Source organism: Chloroflexota bacterium (assembly GCA_009840625.1).
GTDB lineage: Bacteria > Chloroflexota > UBA11872 > UBA11872 > VXNJ01 > VXNJ01.
Genome location: VXNJ01000008.1, coordinates 13,915 through 31,965, shown reverse-complemented (window position 1 = coordinate 31,965; position 18,051 = coordinate 13,915). Strand labels below are relative to the sequence as shown.

Genomic DNA, 18,051 nt, shown 5'->3' with positions numbered 1-18,051 from the left:
CTATTTGGCCCGCCCGGCGAGGGCGTTCGCGAGACCGCTTTTCCAGGCCCGCTCGGCGGCATCTTGGTCCAGCTTTAGAAGGTCGCCGAATTCGATGTGCCGCGGTTCCTGGGCGTGCCCCAGCACCAGCAGCGGAACACCCTTTGCGGCTGCGGTCTTTCGAATTTGCTCCACCAGTTTCGGGTCCGCGGAGATCAGGACTCGGCCCGCCGGTTCGCCGAAGAGCACGGTCTCCGGGTCGCCGGGCGGGAGGTTGTCGACCAGCAGACCGACCCCGCCTTCGATGGCCATCTCGGCCGCGGTCACCGCCAGGCCGCCGCGATAGGGGCAGCGCGCGGCGCAAAGCAGTTCGGCCGCGGCCAGCTCGAGGATCAATTCGCAAAGCCGTCGCTCCAGCGGCAGGTCAATCCGTGGCCGGCCGCTCACCGAATCGCGACACACCGCCAGGTACTCGCTGGCGGAAAGATCGCCCTCCTGCTGCCCCAGCAGCAGCAGCGCCCGGCCCGGCCTCAGGGCGCTGCCGGTGACCGCTTTGTCGACGTCTTCGATCAACCCCAGCATCCCGATGACCGGGCTGGGATGAATCTGGCGACCCTCGGTCTCGTTGAACAGCGAGACGTTGCCGCCGGTCACGACCAGATCGAGCGCGTTGCAGGCATCGGCCATTCCCTCGATAGCGCGCACCAGCTGGAAGTAGACCGCCGGCTCGGTGGGCGACCCGAAGTTGAGGCAGTTGGTGATCGCGATCGGTTTGGCGCCAGCGCAGGCCACCGCCCGCGCCGCCGCGGCCACCGCCAGCGCGCCGCCGGCGTGCGGGTCCAGGTAGACCTGGCGCGAGTTCCCCGCGGTCGCCAGGGCCAGGCCGCGGTTGCTGCCGGCAATGGCCAGGATCGCCGCGTCGCCGCCGCCGGAGCGCACCGTCTGCGTGCCCACCGTCTGGTCGTAGGTTTGCCAGATGGGCGCGCTGCTGGCGATGTTGGGGCTGGCCAGCAGCTGCAGGAGGTCGGCGACCAGATCGGGACTGGCGGTTTCGGATGGGTTTGGCAGTGGCTGGACTTCTTCCAGATAGCGCGGCCGATTGACCGGGTAACGGTAGCGCGGCGGGTCCAGCAGATGCCGTATCGGAACGTGGGCAACCGTGCGCTCGGACTCGCTCACGGTCAGGTACCCGTCGTCGGTCACCTGGCCGATTTCGGCGCAATGCAGGCCGTAGCCCTCAAAAAGGTCCATGACCTCGCCCTGGCGGCCGCGCCGGGCTATGACCAGCATTCGTTCCTGGCTCTCCGAGAGCATCACCTCGTAGGGCGAAAGTCCGCGCGTGCGGCGCGGCACCTTGGCAACGTCGATACGGACCCCGGCTCCGCTGCGCCCGGCGGCTTCTACGCTGGAGCTGGTGAGGCCGGCCGCGCCCAGGTCCTGCAGACCGACCACCGAATCGCCGGCCAGCAGCTCGAGACAGGCCTCGATCAGCAGTTTTTCCATGAACGGGTTGCCCACCTGGACTACTCCGCGGGCCGATTGCTCCGGGTCCTCGACTGAGGCGAAGGTGGCCCCGTGGACCCCGTCGCGACCGGTATCGGTGCCCACCAGGATCAGCGGGTTGCCGACTCCGGCGGCGACCGCGCGGGTGAGCTGGTCGTGGCGCATCAGCCCCACGCACATGGCATTCACCAACGGGTTGCCGGCGTAGCACTCGTCGACTGCGGTGTCGCCGCCTACGGTGGGGATCCCGACGCAGTTGCCGTAATGGGAAATCCCGGCGATGATGCCGTTGGCAAGATAGCGGTTGCGGTCGCTGTTGAGCGGTCCGAACCGGAGCGAGTCCAGGAGCGCGACCGGCCGGGCCCCCATGGTGAAGATGTCGCGGATGATCCCGCCCACGCCGGTGGCGGCGCCCTCGAACGGCTCGACCGCGCTGGGATGGTTGTGGCTTTCGATCTTGAATACGCAGGCCAGCCCCTCGCCGATGTCGACCACGCCGGCGTTCTCCTCGCCGGCGCCAACCAGCATCCGCGGAGATCGGCTCGGCAGTCGCTTGAGCAGCGCATGGGAGTGCTTGTAGCCGCAGTGCTCGCTCCAGAGCGCCCCGAAAATCCCCAGTTCCACCTCGTTGGGCGCCCGACCCAGCATGTCCCGGCAGCGGCGGTATTCGTTTTCGGTCATGGAGACCGCCCGGAGCTGGGCCGCGCTCGGCATCATGACCGGCGGTCCATCAACCAGCGCGCCGCCGAATCCCAGAATGCGGTCCCGTCGGTCGAGCCCAGGCGGGCGGAGCTGGCCCGTTCCGGGTGCGGCATAAGGCCGACGACGTTGCGCGCCTGGTTGCAGACCCCGGCAATGTGGTTGACCGACCCGTTGGGGTTGTGCGCCCGTCCCAGCCGGCCGCGTCCGTCGCAGTACCGGAAGACCACCTGGCCGGCGGATTCGATCCGGGCAAGTTGATCGGGCGGGGCATGGTAATTGCCCTCGCCGTGGGCGATCAGAAGGCGCAGCACGTTGCCCTCGGCCGCAGCGGCGGTGAAGGCGGTGTCGGCCGCTTCGCAGCGGACCCTGATCCAGCCGTGCTCGAAACGGCTTGACTCGTTGGGCAGCATCGCCCCCGGCAAGAGGCCGGCCTCAAGCAGAATCTGGAATCCGTTGCAGATGCCCAGCACCGGCACGCCTCGCCCGGCGGCCGCCGCAACGCCCTCCAGACAGGGCGAGAAACGGGCGATCGCTCCGCAGCGCAGGTAATCGCCGTGGGCAAATCCCCCCGGCAGCACGATCAGGTCGTAACCGCCCAGATCGCGTCGTCCGTGGGGGACCAGATCGGCCGCAAAATCCGACGATTCCAGCAACGCCCGCTGCGCGTCGCGGTCGCAGTTGGACCCTGGAAAAACCAGCACCGCCGCCTTCAACTGGCCGCCGTTTCCCGGACCTGGATCGCAAAGTCCTCAATGACCGGGTTGGCCAGCAGCCGGCTGGCCATCGCCTCGGTGTCGGCCAGCGCCGCCTCGGCGCCGTCGGCCTCCAGCTCGATTTCGATCAGCTTGCCGATGCGGACCGAACGCACCCCGTCGAAACCGAGTTGCAGCAGGCCGTCGGCGACGGTGTTGCCGGGCGGGTCGTTGACGTCGGCCTGGAGCCGGACTTCGACCCGGGCCAGGTAGCGCGGCAACTGGCCCTTCAACCGCTGATTCGAGCCAGCGCCTGCGCGTATTTCTGGCTCGTGGCGGCAATGATTTCGGGTGGCAAATTCGGAGCCGGCGGTTCTTTGTCCCAGCCGGAATCGACCAGCCAGTCGCGCACGTATTGCTTGTCATAACTGGGCGGCGAGGACCCCGGCGCGTAGCCGCTTGCGTCCCAGAACCGCGACGAGTCGGGGGTCAGGACTTCGTCTATGAGCAGCAACTGGCCGTTCAGGATTCCGAACTCGAACTTGGTGTCAGCCAGGATGATGCCGCGGTCGGCAGCGTAGTCGTGTCCGTATGAGTAAAGCGCCAGCGTCACGTCGCGCAGCCGCGCGCCCAGGTCGCCGCCGACGATATCGACCATTTGCTCGTAGGAGATGTTCTCGTCGTGTCCGGTCTGGGCCTTGGTGGCGGGCGTGAAAATCGGCTCCGGCAGTTTCTGGGCCTCGACCAGCCCGGCCGGCAATTTGATGCCGCAAACGGTGCCGTCGCGGCGGTACTCGGACCACGCCGAACCGGTGATGTAGCCCCGCGCCACGCATTCGACCAGGACCGGCTCGGTGCGGTGCACCAGCATGCTGCGGTCGCGCAGCTGGTCCGGGTCGGCGCCGGCGGGCAGGTCCATATCGGCCACGTCGGTACTGATCAGGTGGTTGGCGATGATGTCGCGGGTGCGCTCGAGCCAGAAGGCCGAAAGCAGGTTGAGCACCGCCCCCTTGCCGGGTATCGGGTCCGGCAGGACCACGTCGTAGGCCGAGAGGCGGTCGCTGGTGACCAGGAGCAGGCGGTCTTCGCCCACGGCGTAAATGTCGCGGACCTTGCCGCGGGAGAGCAGTTCGAGTCCTTCGATCTCGGTCTGCAGCAGGCTAGTCGAGTTCATCGGCACCTTTCAAGGGTGTGGAATCTAATTGGTTAAGGCCCAGGCGGGCGAACGCTTCGTCGACGTGAAGCAGGTGTCGTTCGATGTCGAAGACCGCGGCCAGGCGCTCCGGCTCGATATGCCGAATCACCTGCGGATGCCTGGCCAGCAGACCGTGCAGATGCTCGCCGGTCGCCGCCGCCGCGTGGCACTCGGCGCGCACCAGGTCGTAGGCTTCCTGCCGGTTCATTCCGGACTCGACCAGCTCCAGCATTGCCGCCTGCGAGAAGATTTGGCCGCGGGTCAGGTCCAGGTTTTCCCGCATTCGTTGCGGGTAGACCGCCAGCCCCTCCATGATTCCGGCGAATAGCCAGAGCATGTAGTCGACCAGGGTGGTCGAATCGACCAGCACGATTCGTTCGGCCGAGCTGTGCGAGATGTCGCGTTCGTGCCAGAGGGCGACGTTTTCGAGTCCTACCTGGGCATTGGCGCGCACCACCCGCGCCAGGCCGCTGATGCGTTCGGAGCGGGCCGGATTGCGCTTGTGCGGCATCGAGGAGGAGCCGTGTCGCGACGTCTCGAACGGCTCTTCAAGCTCGGCTACCTCGTTGCGCTGCAGGTGTCGGATCTCGGTGGCGAATTTGTCCAGCGTGCTGGCGCAGAGGGCAAGCGCGCAGAGGGCTTCGGCGTGGCGGTCGCGCTGCAGGATCTGCGAGGCCACCGGGGCGACTCCCAGGGCCAGTTCGGCACAGGCGGCTTCTTCCACGCGCGGCGGCACGTTGGCGTGCGTTCCTACCGAGCCGGCGATCTTGCCCACCGCGATCGAATCGCGGGCGGCAGCCAGCCGGACCGCCGTGCGGCGCAGTTCGGCGATCCAGTTCGCCAGCTTGAACCCGAAACTGATTGGTTCGGCGTGCATCCCGTGCGAGCGGCCAATCATCGCGGTGCGGCGGTGCTTTAAGGCCAATCTGGCGACCGCGGATTCAACCCGCCGCAGACGGGCGCCGATCTGGTCGAGCGCGGCCCGCAACTGCAGGGCGCCGGCGGTGTCGAGCACGTCCGAGGACGTCAGTCCGAGGTGCAGCCAGCGCGATTCCGGACCCAGCGATTCGGCCAGCGCGGTCACGAAAGCATTGGTCTCGTGGTCGGCTTCGCGCTCGATCTCGTCGATCCGCTCCAGGGTGAAGCTTGCGCGCTGGATTAGCTCGCAGTCTTCCAGCGGAATCTTGCCGAATTTCGCCCAGGCGCGAACCACCGCCAATTCGACCTGGCGCTGGTATTCGAAATAGGCCCGCCGGTTCCAGATGGCGGCCATTTCGGGTCGGGTGTAGCGATCGATCATTGCCGTTGCGACTCGATATCGAGGCTGGAACAAGGGGCGCGGGATCCGGCCCGGGCCAATAAGTTTGCACGGCCGGCAATCTCCGGGCCGAATGGCCTGGCGGCACTCCGCCGGCCGCGGATGCGCGGCCCGTCGAAGCCGAGTGGGCTGGTGCAGGCGACCCTCACGAGGCCGCCCCCTGGACCAGCGCGGCCGGTTCGGCGTCCAGGGCGATGTCGCGTCGATAGTGGGCGCCGTCAAACGAGATCCGGGCGACGTTGTCGTAGGCGAGCGAACGCGCCTCGCCGATCGTCGCGCCGGCCGCAACGACGCAGAGCACGCGGCCGCCGTCGGTCAACACCCTGGAACCGATCCGTCGGGCGCCGGCCAGGAAAACGTGGACCCCCGGATCGACCGCGTCGAGGCCTTCAATCTCGGCCCCCCGCGGATAGCTCCCCGGGTATCCGGGCGAGACCAACACCACCCCGACCGTGGCCCGCTCATCCCACTGCAATTCGAGTTCGGCCAGCCGGCCGGTGGACACCGCCTCGCAGACGTCCAGGAAATCGGTCCTCAGCCTGGGCAGCAGAACCTCGGTCTCCGGGTCCCCGAAGCGGCAATTGAATTCGATCACCCTTGGGCCCTGCGCGGTGATCATCATTCCGGGATAGAGAACGCCCCTGAATTCCCGGCCCTCTTCGGCGAGACGCCGGACGGCCCGCTCGGTGACCGAACGCCGGATTTCCCGCGCCGTGCCGCGGTCGAGCCAGCCGGGCGGCGAGTAGCAACCCATTCCGCCGGTATTGGGGCCGCGGTTGCCGTCGAAGACCGGTTTGTGATCGCACGAGAAGGGCATGTGCGCGACGGATCGCCCGTCGGTGAAGGCGTGCGCCGATGTTTCCCGGCCGATTAGCCGCTCCTCCAAGAGGATCGTTTCGCCGGCCGGGCCGAAGGCGCCCCCGAACGCCTCCGCAACCGCGGCCTCGGCCGCGGACAGGTCGTCGCAGACGGTGACCCCCTTGCCGGCGGCCAGACCGTCGGCCTTCACCACGATGCCGACCCCCTCGCCGCGGGCGAAGGTTTGGCGCAGGTAAGCAACGGCGGCCGGCTCCCGGTCGAAGCTGCGCGCCGCCGCGGTGGCGATTCCGGCCCGCTTCATCAGTTCTTTGGCGAAGGCCTTGGAGGACTCGATTTCGGCCGCCGCCGCTGAAGGGCCGAATACGGCGAACCCTTCTGCCGCCAGGCGGTCGCCCACCCCGGCGCAGAGCGGCTCTTCGGGTCCGATAACGACTAGGTCTGGCCGCAGGCGGCCGGCCAGTTCCGCCACGGCGGTGGCGTCGGCGGCCGAAACGCCCTGAACGTTCTCGCCGAACTCGGCGGTACCGGCGTTGCCGGGCAGCGTCCATAGCTTTGTAAACCGCGCCGAACGGGCCAGCGCCCAGGCCATCGCGTGCTCCCTGCCGCCGGAACCTATCAGCAACACCCTCACCCGGCTACTCCCACTCGATCGTTCCGGGCGGCTTGGAGGTGATGTCGTATACAACCCGGGTGACCCCGTTCACCTCGTTCACGATGCGGGTCGCGGCACGCTCCAGGAGTTCGTGCGGCAGGCGCGACCAGTCGGCGGTCATGAAGTCGTCGCTCTCAACCGCCCGCAGGGCGGCCAGCTCGCCGTAGCTGCGTGAATCACCCATGACCCCGACGGTCCGCACTCCGGTCAGGACCGCGAAATACTGCGCCACGGCCCGGTCGTAACCTTCAGCGGCAATCTCTTCGCGCCAGATGTGGTCGGCCAGTTGCAGGGTCGCCACCCGGTCGGCGTCGATTTCGCCGAGGATCCGGACCGCCAGGCCCGGACCCGGAAAGGGTTGTCGCCAGACGATCTCCTCGGGCAGGCCCAGTTCGAGTCCGACCGCGCGGACTTCGTCCTTGAACAGATTGCGCAGCGGTTCGATCAGGCCCAGGTGCAGCCGATCGGGTATGCGGGTGTTGTGGTGGGTCTTGATCTTGGCCGAACCGAGTCCGGCGGCGGCGCTTTCGATCACGTCCGGGTAGATGGTCCCTTGAACGAAGAATTCGGCCCCGCCCAGTTCTTCGGCATGCTGGATGAAAACGTCGAAGAACTTGTCACCGATGATGTGGCGCTTCTGCTCGGGATCGGTTACCCCCGCGAGCGGTCCCAGGAACTGATCGGCTGCGTCAAGCGTGATCAGGTTTACCCCCAACTGCTGTCCCAGGGCGCGCCTTAGTTCGGGAACTTCGCCGAGTCGCAGCATTCCGGTGTCGACCAGGATCCCGGTCAGCGAATCGCCGACCGCGCGCTGGACCAGGGCGGCCGCGACCGAGGAGTCCACCCCGCCGGAGATTCCGCAAATCACCCGGCCCTCGCCGACCTGATCGGCGATTTCGGACACCGTCCCGGACACGAACTGCGACGGGGTCCAGTCGGCCCGCGCGCGACAGACACGCAGGGCGAAATTGCGCAGCAGGGCGTGACCCAGCTGGGTGTGGGACACCTCGGGGTGGAATTGCAGAAGGATCAGGTTTTCACGGCCCAGCGCCGCCCATTCCGAATTGGCGGTGCGGGCCAGCTGCTCGAATCCGGGCGGCGGCAGGATCACCCGGTCGCCGTGGCTCATCCAGACCCGGGTGGTGGCCGGGAAGTCGCTAAACAGCGGATGCCCGGGATCGGTGATCTCCAGCTGGGCCGGACCGTACTCGCGCCGTTCGGCCCCGGCGACCGCGCCGCCCAGGCTCTGGGCCACCAACTGGTGACCGTAGCAAATCCCCAGCACCGGCAACTGGCTCTCAATGAGCCCTTCCGGCAGTTCCGGGGAACCGTCGGCGTAGACGGACGAATCGGAACCGGAGAGGACGACTCCGACCGGATTGTGGGCCAGGATCTGGGGCAGATCGGCCGTGGCCGGCACGATTTCGCTGTATACCTCGGCTTCGCGAATCCGGCGTGCGATCAGCGCGGTGTACTGCGACCCGTAGTCGACCACGACAACGGTTCCGCGGTCAGGGCTCAATCGATGGCGTCGCGATCGCGGGCGGCGGTCACAATAGCGTCCTGGGCCAGGATGGGCCAGAAATGGACTGGAGCCATATCTGGTGGTTGGTTCATCGTCTGGTGCGCGCTGGCACGACCGGTCGTATACGGGCGGGCCAAGCCGCAGCCAAGTATATGGGCCGGAGGGGGTCGAATCGCCTAACTTTCCCCGATTATTCGCGCGCCCTCCGCCGACGGTTTGAGGGCGTGGGTTCGGCAGGGAATCCCGGTCGCTTCGCAAACCGCGCGCATGGCCAGCTCCACCGTTTCATCAGCGCCGGAGTGCAGTGCAATGATCGTGGAGCCGGACCCGGAGAGGGCCGCCCCGTAGGCGCCGGTCGCCAGGGCCGCCCCGATCATGTGGTCCATGACCGGGTGCAGCTGGCCGCGATACGGCTGGTGCAGCCGGTCCTCCATCGCATGGGCCAGCTTCTGGTAGTCGCGGTTTACGATCGCCGCCACCAACATCGCGGACCTGCCGACGTTGAAGACCGCGTCGGCCAGCGGGACCCTGCGCGGCAGCATCCGGCGGGCCGCCTCGGTCGGAATGTGAAGTTCAGGCACCGCTACCGCGATCGCCAGATCCTCCGGCAGTTCAATCCGCATCCACTCGGGGCGCGGACCGGTGTCAAGGACGATGCAGAACCCGCCAACCAGCGCCGGGACGGCGTTGTCGGGGTGGCCCTCCAGGTCCACCGCGACCTCGATCAACTCCTCAAGCGTGGCCGGAGTCTCCAGCTGCGCATTGGCGGCCACCAGGCCGGCGCAGATCGCCCCCGCCGAGGAACCGAGCCCGCGCTGGATCGGGATTCTGAGAACCTCGTGCAATCGCAGATGGGCGAATTCGCCGCCGGCCCGGGCGCACAGCTGGCGCGCGGCCGCAATCGCCAGGTTGCCCTCATCGCGCGAGACCATCTCGGCGCCCCCGCCGCCGTCGACACTGATCGCCAGCTCGTCCGCGGGCGCGAACTGGTACTCGTCGTATAGATCCAATGCCAGCCCGAACGAGTCGAATCCGGGCCCAAGATTGGCCGACGTTGCCGGGACCTGCACCCGCACGGGGTCGCGCGGGGGCGGCAGCTCATCGTTCACGACCGGTTCACTCACCAACGTCCCCGATCGCGGGGCGCTTGCGCGACTGGACGTACGAGGGTTCCCGATAGTGCGATACGCTGGTCACCAGTCCCAGCCCGGCCAGCAGCGCCAGGACCGAACTCCCGCCAGCGCTGACCAGCGGCAGCGTAAGTCCCGTAACCGGAACCACCCCGGCGTTCATCCCGACGTTTATCACCACTTGAAAAACAAAGATAAGCATGACTCCGGCGGCAATCAGGCCGCCAAATGAATCTTGCGCCGAGAGCGATGCCATCAGGCAGTAGAGGATCACCAGGCCGAACATGGCCAGCAGGGCGGTCGCGCCGATGAGTCCGGCCTGTTCGGCGATAACCGCAAATATGAAGTCGGTTTCGCGGACGCGGAGGAACTCGAGCACGGTTTGCGAAGACTCGGAGAACCCGCGGCCCCAAAGACCGCCGGAGCCAATCGCGATGCGGGCCTGCAGGACGTTGTAGCCCGAGCCCAGCGGGTCAAATCCCGGGTCGAAGAAGGACAGGATCCGTTCGCGCATGTACGGCTGCAGGGTGAGCCAGATCAGCGGCGACAGCGCCAGAGTGACCAGCGGCGGGATTACCAGGCGGCGCCAGGCCACGCCGGCGGCCAGGGCTATGCCCTGCCAGATGCACAGTAGCAACATCGCCGAGCCGAAGTCGGGTTGCCGCAGCACCAGCAGCGCCAACGGGAGGGTGATCAACCCTGCCAGCAGGTGACCCCGCAGGGTGGTTAGAGCCAGCGGCGAGCGAGTGTAGAAGCGGGCCAGGGTCACGATCAGGGCGATTTTGGCAAATTCGGAGGGCTGGAACTGGATTTCCCCCAACAGGAACCAGCGCTGCGAACCGCCGCGTTCGACTCCGAAGAGCAATACCGCCAGCAAAAGGATGATGGCCAGGGCATAGGTGGTCCAGGACAGCGACCACCAGACGCGGTAGCTGAGCCGCGACATCGCCAGATAGGCGGCCCCGCCCAGCGCCACGAAAATCGACTGCCGCAACACCTGCGAGCTCAGCCCGGCGCTGAGCGGCTCCCCCAGAAACGCCAGCGCCACCAGGCTGGCGGTGATCAGTCCGGCCAGGCCGACGAACAATATCGCGTCGCGTCGCTCAAATCGCGCCGCCAGGGCCGCCAGGCGTCGCGCCAACCTCACTCCGGATCCTCCGCGCGGATGGCGGCCAGGGTCGGGTAGCGCAACGGCGGGACCTTGCCGCCAAAGTGGAACTCGAGCACGTCGCGCGCGACCAGGGCGGCGGTATGGGAGCCTTCGCCGCCATCGCGGATCAGCACCGCAAACGCAATTTCGGGATCCTCGTATGGAGCGTAACCGGCAAACCAGGAGTGTGCGGGCAGGTTGCCGTTCTCGTCGCGCAGACCGGCGTATTCGGCGGTACCGGTCTTGGCCGCGAACCGCACCGCGCCGGTGCGGGCGCGAAACCCGGTGCCGTTGATTCCCTGGACCGCGTCATCCAAGGCGTGGCGAATCAGGGCCAGGTTGGCTCCGGATACCGGCAGTTGGCCGATGGCCTCGGGATTGAGTCGGCGAATGGTGGCCCCGTTGGAGTTGGTCAAATGGGTAACCAGACGCGGCCGGTAGAGCGTGCCGCCGTTGCCAATGGCTGCATACATGTTGGCCAACTGGAGAGGGTTTACCTGGACGAATCCCTGCCCGATCGCTGCCTGGTAAGTGTCGCCGGTGACCCAGGGGGCGCCGAGAGCGGTCTGCTTCCAGGTCCGGTCGGGGACGGTTCCGGGAGACTCGTGAGGGAGATCGATCCCGGAGGCGCGGCCGAATCCGAATTCGCGCGCATAGCGCGCGAGCGATTTGTCGCGGACGCCGCTGAAGCCGGCGTAGGGGTCGCCGCCCGAAATCTTGTAGAAGTACACGTTGCAGGATTCGGCGATCGCCCGGTGCAGGTCAACGGTGCCGTGCCCGGATTTGAGCCAGTCGTGGAAGATCCAGCCCGATGGCAGGATCAGGTGGCCGCTGCACTCGAATGGAGTCTCGGCGTTTACCACCCCTTCCTCGAGGGCGGCCGCGGCGGCGACGATCTTGAACGTGGAGCCGGGCGGATAAAGACCGGATATGGCGTGGTTAATCAGCGGGTGGCGCGGGTCCGAGATCAGGCCCTGGAATTCGTCGTCCGAGATTCCGGCGGCAAACGACGAATTGTCGAAAGTCGGGTAGTCGACCAGGGCTAGCACGTTGCCGTTGCGCGGGTCGAGCACGATCACCACTCCCGCACCTTCGGGCGAAAGGAACCGCTCCAGGACCGCGGTGATGCCGGCCTGGAACGGCGAGTCGATCGTCAGATGAACGTTGGCGCCGGTCACCGGAGCGGTGTAGTGGAGTTCGCGGATGTCCTGTTTGAGTGCCCCCACTTCCAGCAGGCGGCGCCCGCTGGTGCCGCGCAGATCGTCCTGGAAGCGCATCTCGATTCCGGACAATCCGACGTCTTCGGAGAGGCTTACGCCGCGGTCAAGGTAGGAGTCCCGGGATTCGGCCGGAATCGGGCCGGTGAATCCCACCAGTTGGCCCATGGTTTGGCCGTTGAAATACTCGCGGCGGTAGCGCGGGCGCAGGTCGATACCGGGCCAACGAAAGGTGTTCTCGCGGACCACCAATGCCGTATTTCGATCCAGGTTACGGGCGATTTCAATCTCGCCGAATCCATTCAGGATCGCCCGTTCGAGGGTGCGGAACAGCTCCGGCGGGTCGGCCCCGATCGGGACCGCGGTGGCGGCGACCAGGTCGGGAAGGGTTTCGACATCGACCCCGGCGGTGTCAAGCCAGAAATCAAACACCGGCACGTTGTCGGCCAGGCGGCGCCCGCTGGCGTCAAACACCATGCCCCGAACCGGGGGCACCTCTTCGACTCGGGTGCGGTTGGCCTCGGCTTCTAGCGCCAAGTCCTCGTGCTGGAAGATCTGCAGCTGCCACATCCGCCCGACCAGAAGGGCTCCGGCCCCGCCGGCCGCCGCACCCAGAATCAGCTTGCGCCGTGTGGTCAGGTCCTTGGCACGTTGATCGGTGCGGCCCGGATTCTGGCTCATCGGCGGATTCCCCCGAATTGCCTGCGCGAGCGGAGCCGATTCGAGCGCGGCCAAAGGTAACCGATTACAAGGTCGCTGATCCAGTGCGCGGCCGCCGCCAGCAGACAGTTGAGCAGCACGGCGTAAGCTCCGGCGGCTAAGGCCGACTCGGCCGCGACCGTCAGGCCCTGTAGCGACAGGAGCGCCCCGAAAACCAGGTAATAGATCGCGGTCCCGGCGGCTACCGCGCATACCGCCCAGGCCAGCGTGCTGCCGAACAGGACGAATCGCCAGGTCACCGCCGGGGCCACCGCCAGCATCAGCGCGGCCGATTGGCTGCCGGGGACTGTGCCGCCCAGGACGTCGGCCAGCAATCCGGCCCCGATGGCCGCCCAGAGCACGGCGTTGCGGCGCGATCGGACCGCCCAGACGACCAGTAGGACCAGGGCCAGGTCGGGGAGTTGTCCGAACACCGACAACACCCCCTCCCAGCTGGCCTGAATTAAGACCAGGCCCGCCAGGCCGGCTGCCATGCTGAGCTCGGTCCAGGGCCGACGCACGGTGCGTCGGACCAGGATGATTTCGCGCGGACCGGCGCTCATCACGATTCAACCTCGGCCAGAATCACGAGGACCTGCTTCAACTCGTCATTGTTCACCGCCGGTCGCACGTCGGCCGATCGGGTGATTATGTCGGCGCGGTCGCGCACCTTGACTATTTGTCCCACCAATATGCCGCGGGGTATCTGGGACCCGAGACCCGATGTGACGACGAAGTGTCCCGGGGTGATCTTGTCGCCGAGCAGCACGTTGTCCATTTCCAGCAGTGCCGTGCCGGTTCCCTGGACCGAGCCCACGATGTCCTCGGTTTCTCCCTGGACCGATACCGCAACCGAGGAATCCGGGCTGTTGATCGGCAATACCCGCGCCGATTCCTCAACCACGTCGACCACCCTGCCCACAAGTCCGCCGGTCGAGATTACCGCCATTCCTACGACCACTCCGTTGGCGCTGCCGCGGTCGATCTGCAGCAGTTCGTGCAGGGCCGACCCGTCGCGCGCCACCACGTTGGCGCTCACAAGTTCAAATTCCGGATAAGCGGCGGCGAAATTGGCCGCTGCGACCAACTCGGCGTCATCGCGGGACTGCTGTCGCAGGCGGGCGAGTTCGGCCTGAAGAACATCGACCGACTCCTGTAGCTGGCGGTTTTCCTCGGCGTACGAGCCAAGGCGCGGCACAGACTGCAGGGTGCTGCCGACCCCCTCGGCTACGCGGCGCAGCCCCAACTGGACCGGTGCGGCGGCGCGCAGGGTGGCGTTCTCGACCGGGCTGAGCAAGCCGTTGTTGTGCAGGATGGCCAGCAGAAGACACAGACCCGCCCCCAGGACGAGGGCCAAGAGCGGAATTCGCGGGCGGCCCACCGGCAGCGCGTTCCTTTTAACGGGCCGCGACCCCGTCGCCGACGAACACGTCGCGATAGAGGTCGATGTTCTCGAGGCAGATTCCAGTGCCCATCGCAACCGCCTCCAGGGGCCGCTCGGTCACGTAGGCGGAAATACCGGTGACGCTCTCAATGCTCGATTCGATGCCGCGCAGCAGCGCCCCGCCGCCCGCCAGACAAATGCCCGAGATCATGATGTCGGCCAAAAGCTCGGGCGGGGTCGACTCGAGGGCGGTGTTCACGCAATTGAGAATCTCGGATACCACCGGCGTGATCGCCTCGCGTATTTGGCCGCTGGAGACCTCGAGCGACCGCGGCAGGCGCGAGGCGAGATCACGGCCGCGCACGATCGTCGCGCCTTCGCCCTCGAACGGGCGGGTCGACCCAACATCGATCTTGCAGGCTTCGGCCGAGCGTTCGCCGATCAGCAGTCCGTGTTCGGCGCGCATGTAATCGATGATTGCCTGATCGAGCTCGGTACCGGCGATCCGCACCGAATGAGCCAGCACCACCCCGCCCAGAGAAATCACCGCGGTTTCGGTCGTACCCCCGCCGATGTCGACGATGATGTTTCCGACCGCGTCCTGGATGGGCATGTTCGCCCCGATTGCGGCCGCCATCGGCTCTTCGACCAGGTAGGCGTCGCGCGCCCCGGCCGATATCGCGGCTTCCTGGACTGCGCGTTTTTCAACCTCGGTTACCCCGGAGGGGATACCGACGATTACTCGCGGCCGCGGCAGGAATAGGGTTTGCGGGTGAACGCGTGAAATGAAATAGCGCAGCATTTGCTCCACCACGTCGAAATCGGCGATCACCCCGTCGTGCAGGGGCCGGTGGGCAACGATGTTCTGCGGCGTTCGGCCAACCATCGCCTTGGCCGGGCTGCCTACCGCCAGAATGCGGCCCGAGATTTGTTCGATGGCAATCACCGAGGGCTCGTTGACGACCACTCCCCGGCCGCGCACGTACACCAGCGTATTGGCGGTGCCAAGGTCGATTCCAATATCGGCGGAAAAGACTCCCAGCAGGTCTGTCAGGAGCCTAATCACCGGCGCCGGCCGCCGATTCCGTGCCCGCTACCGGGCCAGGGCCGCGGCAAGTACTTCGTCAACACTGCGCACCAGGATGAAGTCGATCCCTTTCCGCAATTGCGATGGCACTTCCTCAAGGTCGTCGCAATTCTCGGCCGGAAGGACAAATCGGCCCAATCCGGCCCGGCCGATGGCCAAAACCTTGGCTTTGACGTCCTGCGTCTTGAGCACCCGGCCCTGGAGCGTGATCTCGCCGGAGAGCACGGTATCGGCCCGCACCGGTCGACCGGTGAGCGCCGAGTGCATCGCCACGCAGATCGACATGCCTGCGGATGCACCGGATTTGGGCTGGGCGCCGGCCGGGATGTGAACGTGAAAGTCAAGCTTGTCGAAGTCCTCGGTGCTGGTGCCAAGGTCCTCGGCGTGGACCCGCCAGTAGGTCCGCGCCGCCTGCACCGACTCCTGCAATACCGGGTCCAGCTGGCCGGTCAGGGAAAGCTTGCCGGCCCCTTGCGCCATGTTTATCTCGACCGGCGCCAGGGCGCCTCCCCAGGCATTCGAGAAAACCGTGTTGGCCGCGGCCACCGAATTTGCGGATAGCTGCAGTTGCTGTTCGAATCGCGGTTTGCCCAGCAGCCGGGCTAGATTCCGCAGAGTCACGGATGTGGATTCGGCCGGGCCTTCCACGGACTGCACCGCGGCATTGCGGCAGAGCGCGGCCAGCTGGCGCTCCAGGTCGCGGACGCCGGCCTCGCGGGTGTAGGTGGAGATGATGCGGTCAAGGGCTCCATCGGAGACTGTGAGCTGGCCGGCCTCGAGGCCGTGCTGACGCAGTAGTCGCGGCAGCAGGTGACGCCGCGCTATGACGGTTTTCTCGGCGTCTGTGTAACCGGGAATCTTCACGATCTCCATCCGGTCAACCAGCGCCGCCGGAAGGTCCGATATGTCGTTTCCGGTGGTGATGAAAAAAACCCGCGAGAGGTCGAAAGGCTCCTCGACGTAGTGATCCGAGAATTCGGAGTTCTGCTCCGGGTCCAGGGCTTCCAGGAGGGCGGTGGCCGGATCGCCGCGGAAATCGACTCCGAGCTTGTCTATCTCATCGAGGATGAAGACCGGGTTTGCCGACCCGGCATCGCGCAGCGAGGCGATTATCCGGCCGGGCATGGCCCCGACGTAAGTACGACGGTGCCCCCTGATCTCGGCCTCGTCGCGGACTCCGCCGAGCGAAACCCGCACCAGCTTGCGCCCCATGGCCGTCGCAATCGCCCGGCCCAGGCTGCTTTTGCCAACCCCGGGCGGACCTTCCAGGCACAGGATCGGCCCACGCCGCGAGCGGGTTAGCTTGCGCACCGCCAGAAACTCGAGGATCCGCTCCTTGACGTCGTCGAGGCCGTGGTGATCGCGGTTCAGGATCTCCTGGGCGCGCCCAATGTCGATCCGGTCGCGCGTATATCGCCGCCAAGGCAGGTCGAGCAGGCACTCGATGTAGTTGCGCAGAACGTTCACCTCGGGAGACCCGGTCGGCATGTCGGCCAGCCGGATCAGGTCTTTTTCGACGCGGGCCCGAATGGATTCGGGATAGCGGCCGGCTTCGAGCCGGGTCCGCAGCTCGCGGACGTCGCGCGAAGGGGCATCGGTCTCGGCGATCTCGTCCATGATTGCCTGCAACTGACCGCGCAGGATCTGTTCGTGTTGTTCGTCCTCGACCCGGCTCGAGATTCGGTCGTGGATCTGATTCTGGGCGGCCAGGACCGCCAGCTCCAGCTCCAGCATCGATCGCACCCTGCGCAGGCGATCGATCGGCTGCTCCATCTCCAGTAACTCCTGGGCCTGCAGGTAAGGCAGCTCGAGACTGGAGGCGACTACGTCGGCCAGTTCTCCCGGGGTGGCGGCGTTCAGCGCCCGCACGTAGGCCTCTTTGTCCAGTTCCGCCGAACGCTCGACGGCCTGCTCGAACAATCCCAGGACCGCGTCGGCGACGGCGCGGGCGCGGTCGGAGTCGTCGTGATGCGGATCGATCGGCTCGGCCCGGGCGAGCAGGTGCGGGGTGGTCTGGGTGATGTGACGCAGGTGCATCCGCGTGCGGCCCTCCACCAGCACCGAAGTCGTGCCGTCGGGCAGTCGCAGGATCCGGTTGATGGCCGCCAGCGTGCCGACCGTGAAGAGGTCGTCACCCTCGACGTCTTCGGTTTCAATCTCGCGCTGGGTAACGACCAGGACCGAGCGGTCGGCCATCATCGCGGCTTCGAGCGCCGCCAGGCTCTTCTCGCGTGAAACCAGTAGCGGGGTCAAGGAATCGCGGATCGGAAACAGGACGGTGCCGCGCACCGCCAAGACAATGCGCGGTTGGTCTTTGCCCGGGTCAGCCACAGGGCTGCTCGGGGCGGGAGAATCTGGCAAGAGTTCGCGGCCGGATCGGATTTTTGCGATTATCCCGAACCCCGTAGCCGCTGGCCTCCTGATGGGCATCTAGACTTTGCCTGGATTGGCGGCGGCGGTTAGCCCCGTCGACCCGCAGTTCCCCTTCGCGGACGGACATTTCCCGTTGAGTTCCACCTTCCTGGCCTACAACCGCGGTTACAACGTCGGCGTCGGCGGCGCGGTTGTTCGCAACGGGAAACTGCTGATGGTCCGGCGGGCGTCCAGTTACGGGCGCGGCAACTGGCAGATACCGGGCGGGTTTATCGAGCGCGATGAAACCCTGGAGCAGGCGGTGGTTCGCGAAGTCGAGGAGGAGGCCGGGGTCAAGTCAAGCGTGCGCGGGGTCTTGGGCCTGCGCTCGCGGACTGACGACTACAACAGCACGTATGTCGTGTTCCTGCTCGATTACGAATCGGGTGAACCTACCCCGGACGGGGTCGAGACCGACCGGGCCCGCTGGATCGGACTCGGAGACCTGGCCGGGCTCGACAAGCTGCCGCCCATCAACGCCCGCGTTGCCCAGCTGGCGCTGGCCACCGATCCGCCGGTGTTGCTGCCAGCCGAGATGCGCGGCCCGGACGGGACGCCCTACCAACTTTTCGCGGGACTGGACTGAC

The 18,051-nt window shown here is 66.7% G+C and carries 14 protein-coding genes; 1 reads left to right on the top strand and 13 read right to left on the bottom strand.

Going from position 1 to position 18,051, the window contains the following annotated elements:
• The 13 genes from purL to lon all read right to left on the bottom strand — a co-directional run bounded on the left by purL (position 1) and on the right by lon (position 17,482).
• A complete protein-coding gene (purL, locus tag F4X41_05555; protein MYB16485.1) occupies positions 1–2,199 on the bottom strand; it encodes a phosphoribosylformylglycinamidine synthase subunit PurL in 2,199 nt (732 codons plus the stop codon).
• Positions 2,196–2,897: a phosphoribosylformylglycinamidine synthase subunit PurQ gene (gene purQ, locus F4X41_05550; protein MYB16484.1), complete on the bottom strand. Its 702-nt coding sequence runs from the start codon at positions 2,895–2,897 to the stop codon at positions 2,196–2,198. The genes purL and purQ overlap by 4 nt, the downstream gene beginning before the upstream one ends.
• The gene (gene purS, locus F4X41_05545; GenBank protein ID MYB16483.1) at positions 2,894–3,145 is read right to left on the bottom strand and encodes a phosphoribosylformylglycinamidine synthase subunit PurS; all 252 of its coding nucleotides are present in this window, start codon (positions 3,143–3,145) and stop codon (positions 2,894–2,896) included. Before purS ends, purQ begins: the two co-directional genes overlap by 4 nt.
• Positions 3,146–3,165: 20 nt before the next feature.
• Positions 3,166–4,050 (bottom strand): phosphoribosylaminoimidazolesuccinocarboxamide synthase, encoded by an 885-nt coding sequence (locus F4X41_05540; GenBank protein ID MYB16482.1) that lies wholly within the window; start codon positions 4,048–4,050, stop codon positions 3,166–3,168.
• A complete protein-coding gene (locus tag F4X41_05535; GenBank protein ID MYB16481.1) occupies positions 4,037–5,371 on the bottom strand; it encodes an adenylosuccinate lyase in 1,335 nt (444 codons plus the stop codon). Before F4X41_05535 ends, F4X41_05540 begins: the two co-directional genes overlap by 14 nt.
• Before the next feature lie 163 nt (positions 5,372–5,534).
• Entirely contained in the window at positions 5,535–6,839 is a 1,305-nt protein-coding gene (purD, locus tag F4X41_05530) for a phosphoribosylamine--glycine ligase (GenBank protein ID MYB16480.1), read from the bottom strand.
• A gap of 4 nt (positions 6,840–6,843) precedes the next feature.
• Positions 6,844–8,382 (bottom strand): glutamine-hydrolyzing GMP synthase, encoded by a 1,539-nt coding sequence (guaA, locus tag F4X41_05525; protein MYB16479.1) that lies wholly within the window; start codon positions 8,380–8,382, stop codon positions 6,844–6,846.
• Positions 8,383–8,561: 179 nt separating this feature from the next.
• Positions 8,562–9,563: a homoserine kinase gene (locus F4X41_05520; protein ID MYB16478.1), complete on the bottom strand. Its 1,002-nt coding sequence runs from the start codon at positions 9,561–9,563 to the stop codon at positions 8,562–8,564.
• The gene (locus F4X41_05515) at positions 9,502–10,827 is read right to left on the bottom strand and encodes a rod shape-determining protein RodA (protein ID MYB16477.1); all 1,326 of its coding nucleotides are present in this window, start codon (positions 10,825–10,827) and stop codon (positions 9,502–9,504) included. The genes F4X41_05520 and F4X41_05515 overlap by 62 nt, the downstream gene beginning before the upstream one ends.
• Positions 10,659–12,794, bottom strand: a complete 2,136-nt coding sequence (gene mrdA / locus F4X41_05510; protein ID MYB16476.1) for a penicillin-binding protein 2 — start codon at positions 12,792–12,794, stop codon at positions 10,659–10,661. Before mrdA ends, F4X41_05515 begins: the two co-directional genes overlap by 169 nt.
• A gap of 349 nt (positions 12,795–13,143) precedes the next feature.
• Entirely contained in the window at positions 13,144–14,061 is a 918-nt protein-coding gene (gene mreC / locus F4X41_05505) for a rod shape-determining protein MreC (GenBank protein MYB16475.1), read from the bottom strand.
• Positions 13,979–15,010: a rod shape-determining protein gene (locus F4X41_05500; GenBank protein MYB16474.1), complete on the bottom strand. Its 1,032-nt coding sequence runs from the start codon at positions 15,008–15,010 to the stop codon at positions 13,979–13,981. Before F4X41_05500 ends, mreC begins: the two co-directional genes overlap by 83 nt.
• 48 nt (positions 15,011–15,058) lie before the next feature.
• The gene (lon, locus tag F4X41_05495) at positions 15,059–17,482 is read right to left on the bottom strand and encodes an endopeptidase La (GenBank protein MYB16473.1); all 2,424 of its coding nucleotides are present in this window, start codon (positions 17,480–17,482) and stop codon (positions 15,059–15,061) included.
• A 76-nt stretch (positions 17,483–17,558) separates the two neighbouring features.
• Here lon and F4X41_05490 point away from each other — a divergent pair, with 76 nt between their 5' ends.
• Positions 17,559–18,050 carry an NUDIX domain-containing protein gene (locus F4X41_05490; protein MYB16472.1) on the top strand — a complete coding sequence of 164 codons (492 nt, stop codon included), beginning with the start codon at positions 17,559–17,561 and terminating at the stop codon, positions 18,048–18,050.
• The last annotated feature ends 1 nt before the right edge of the window (position 18,051 follow it).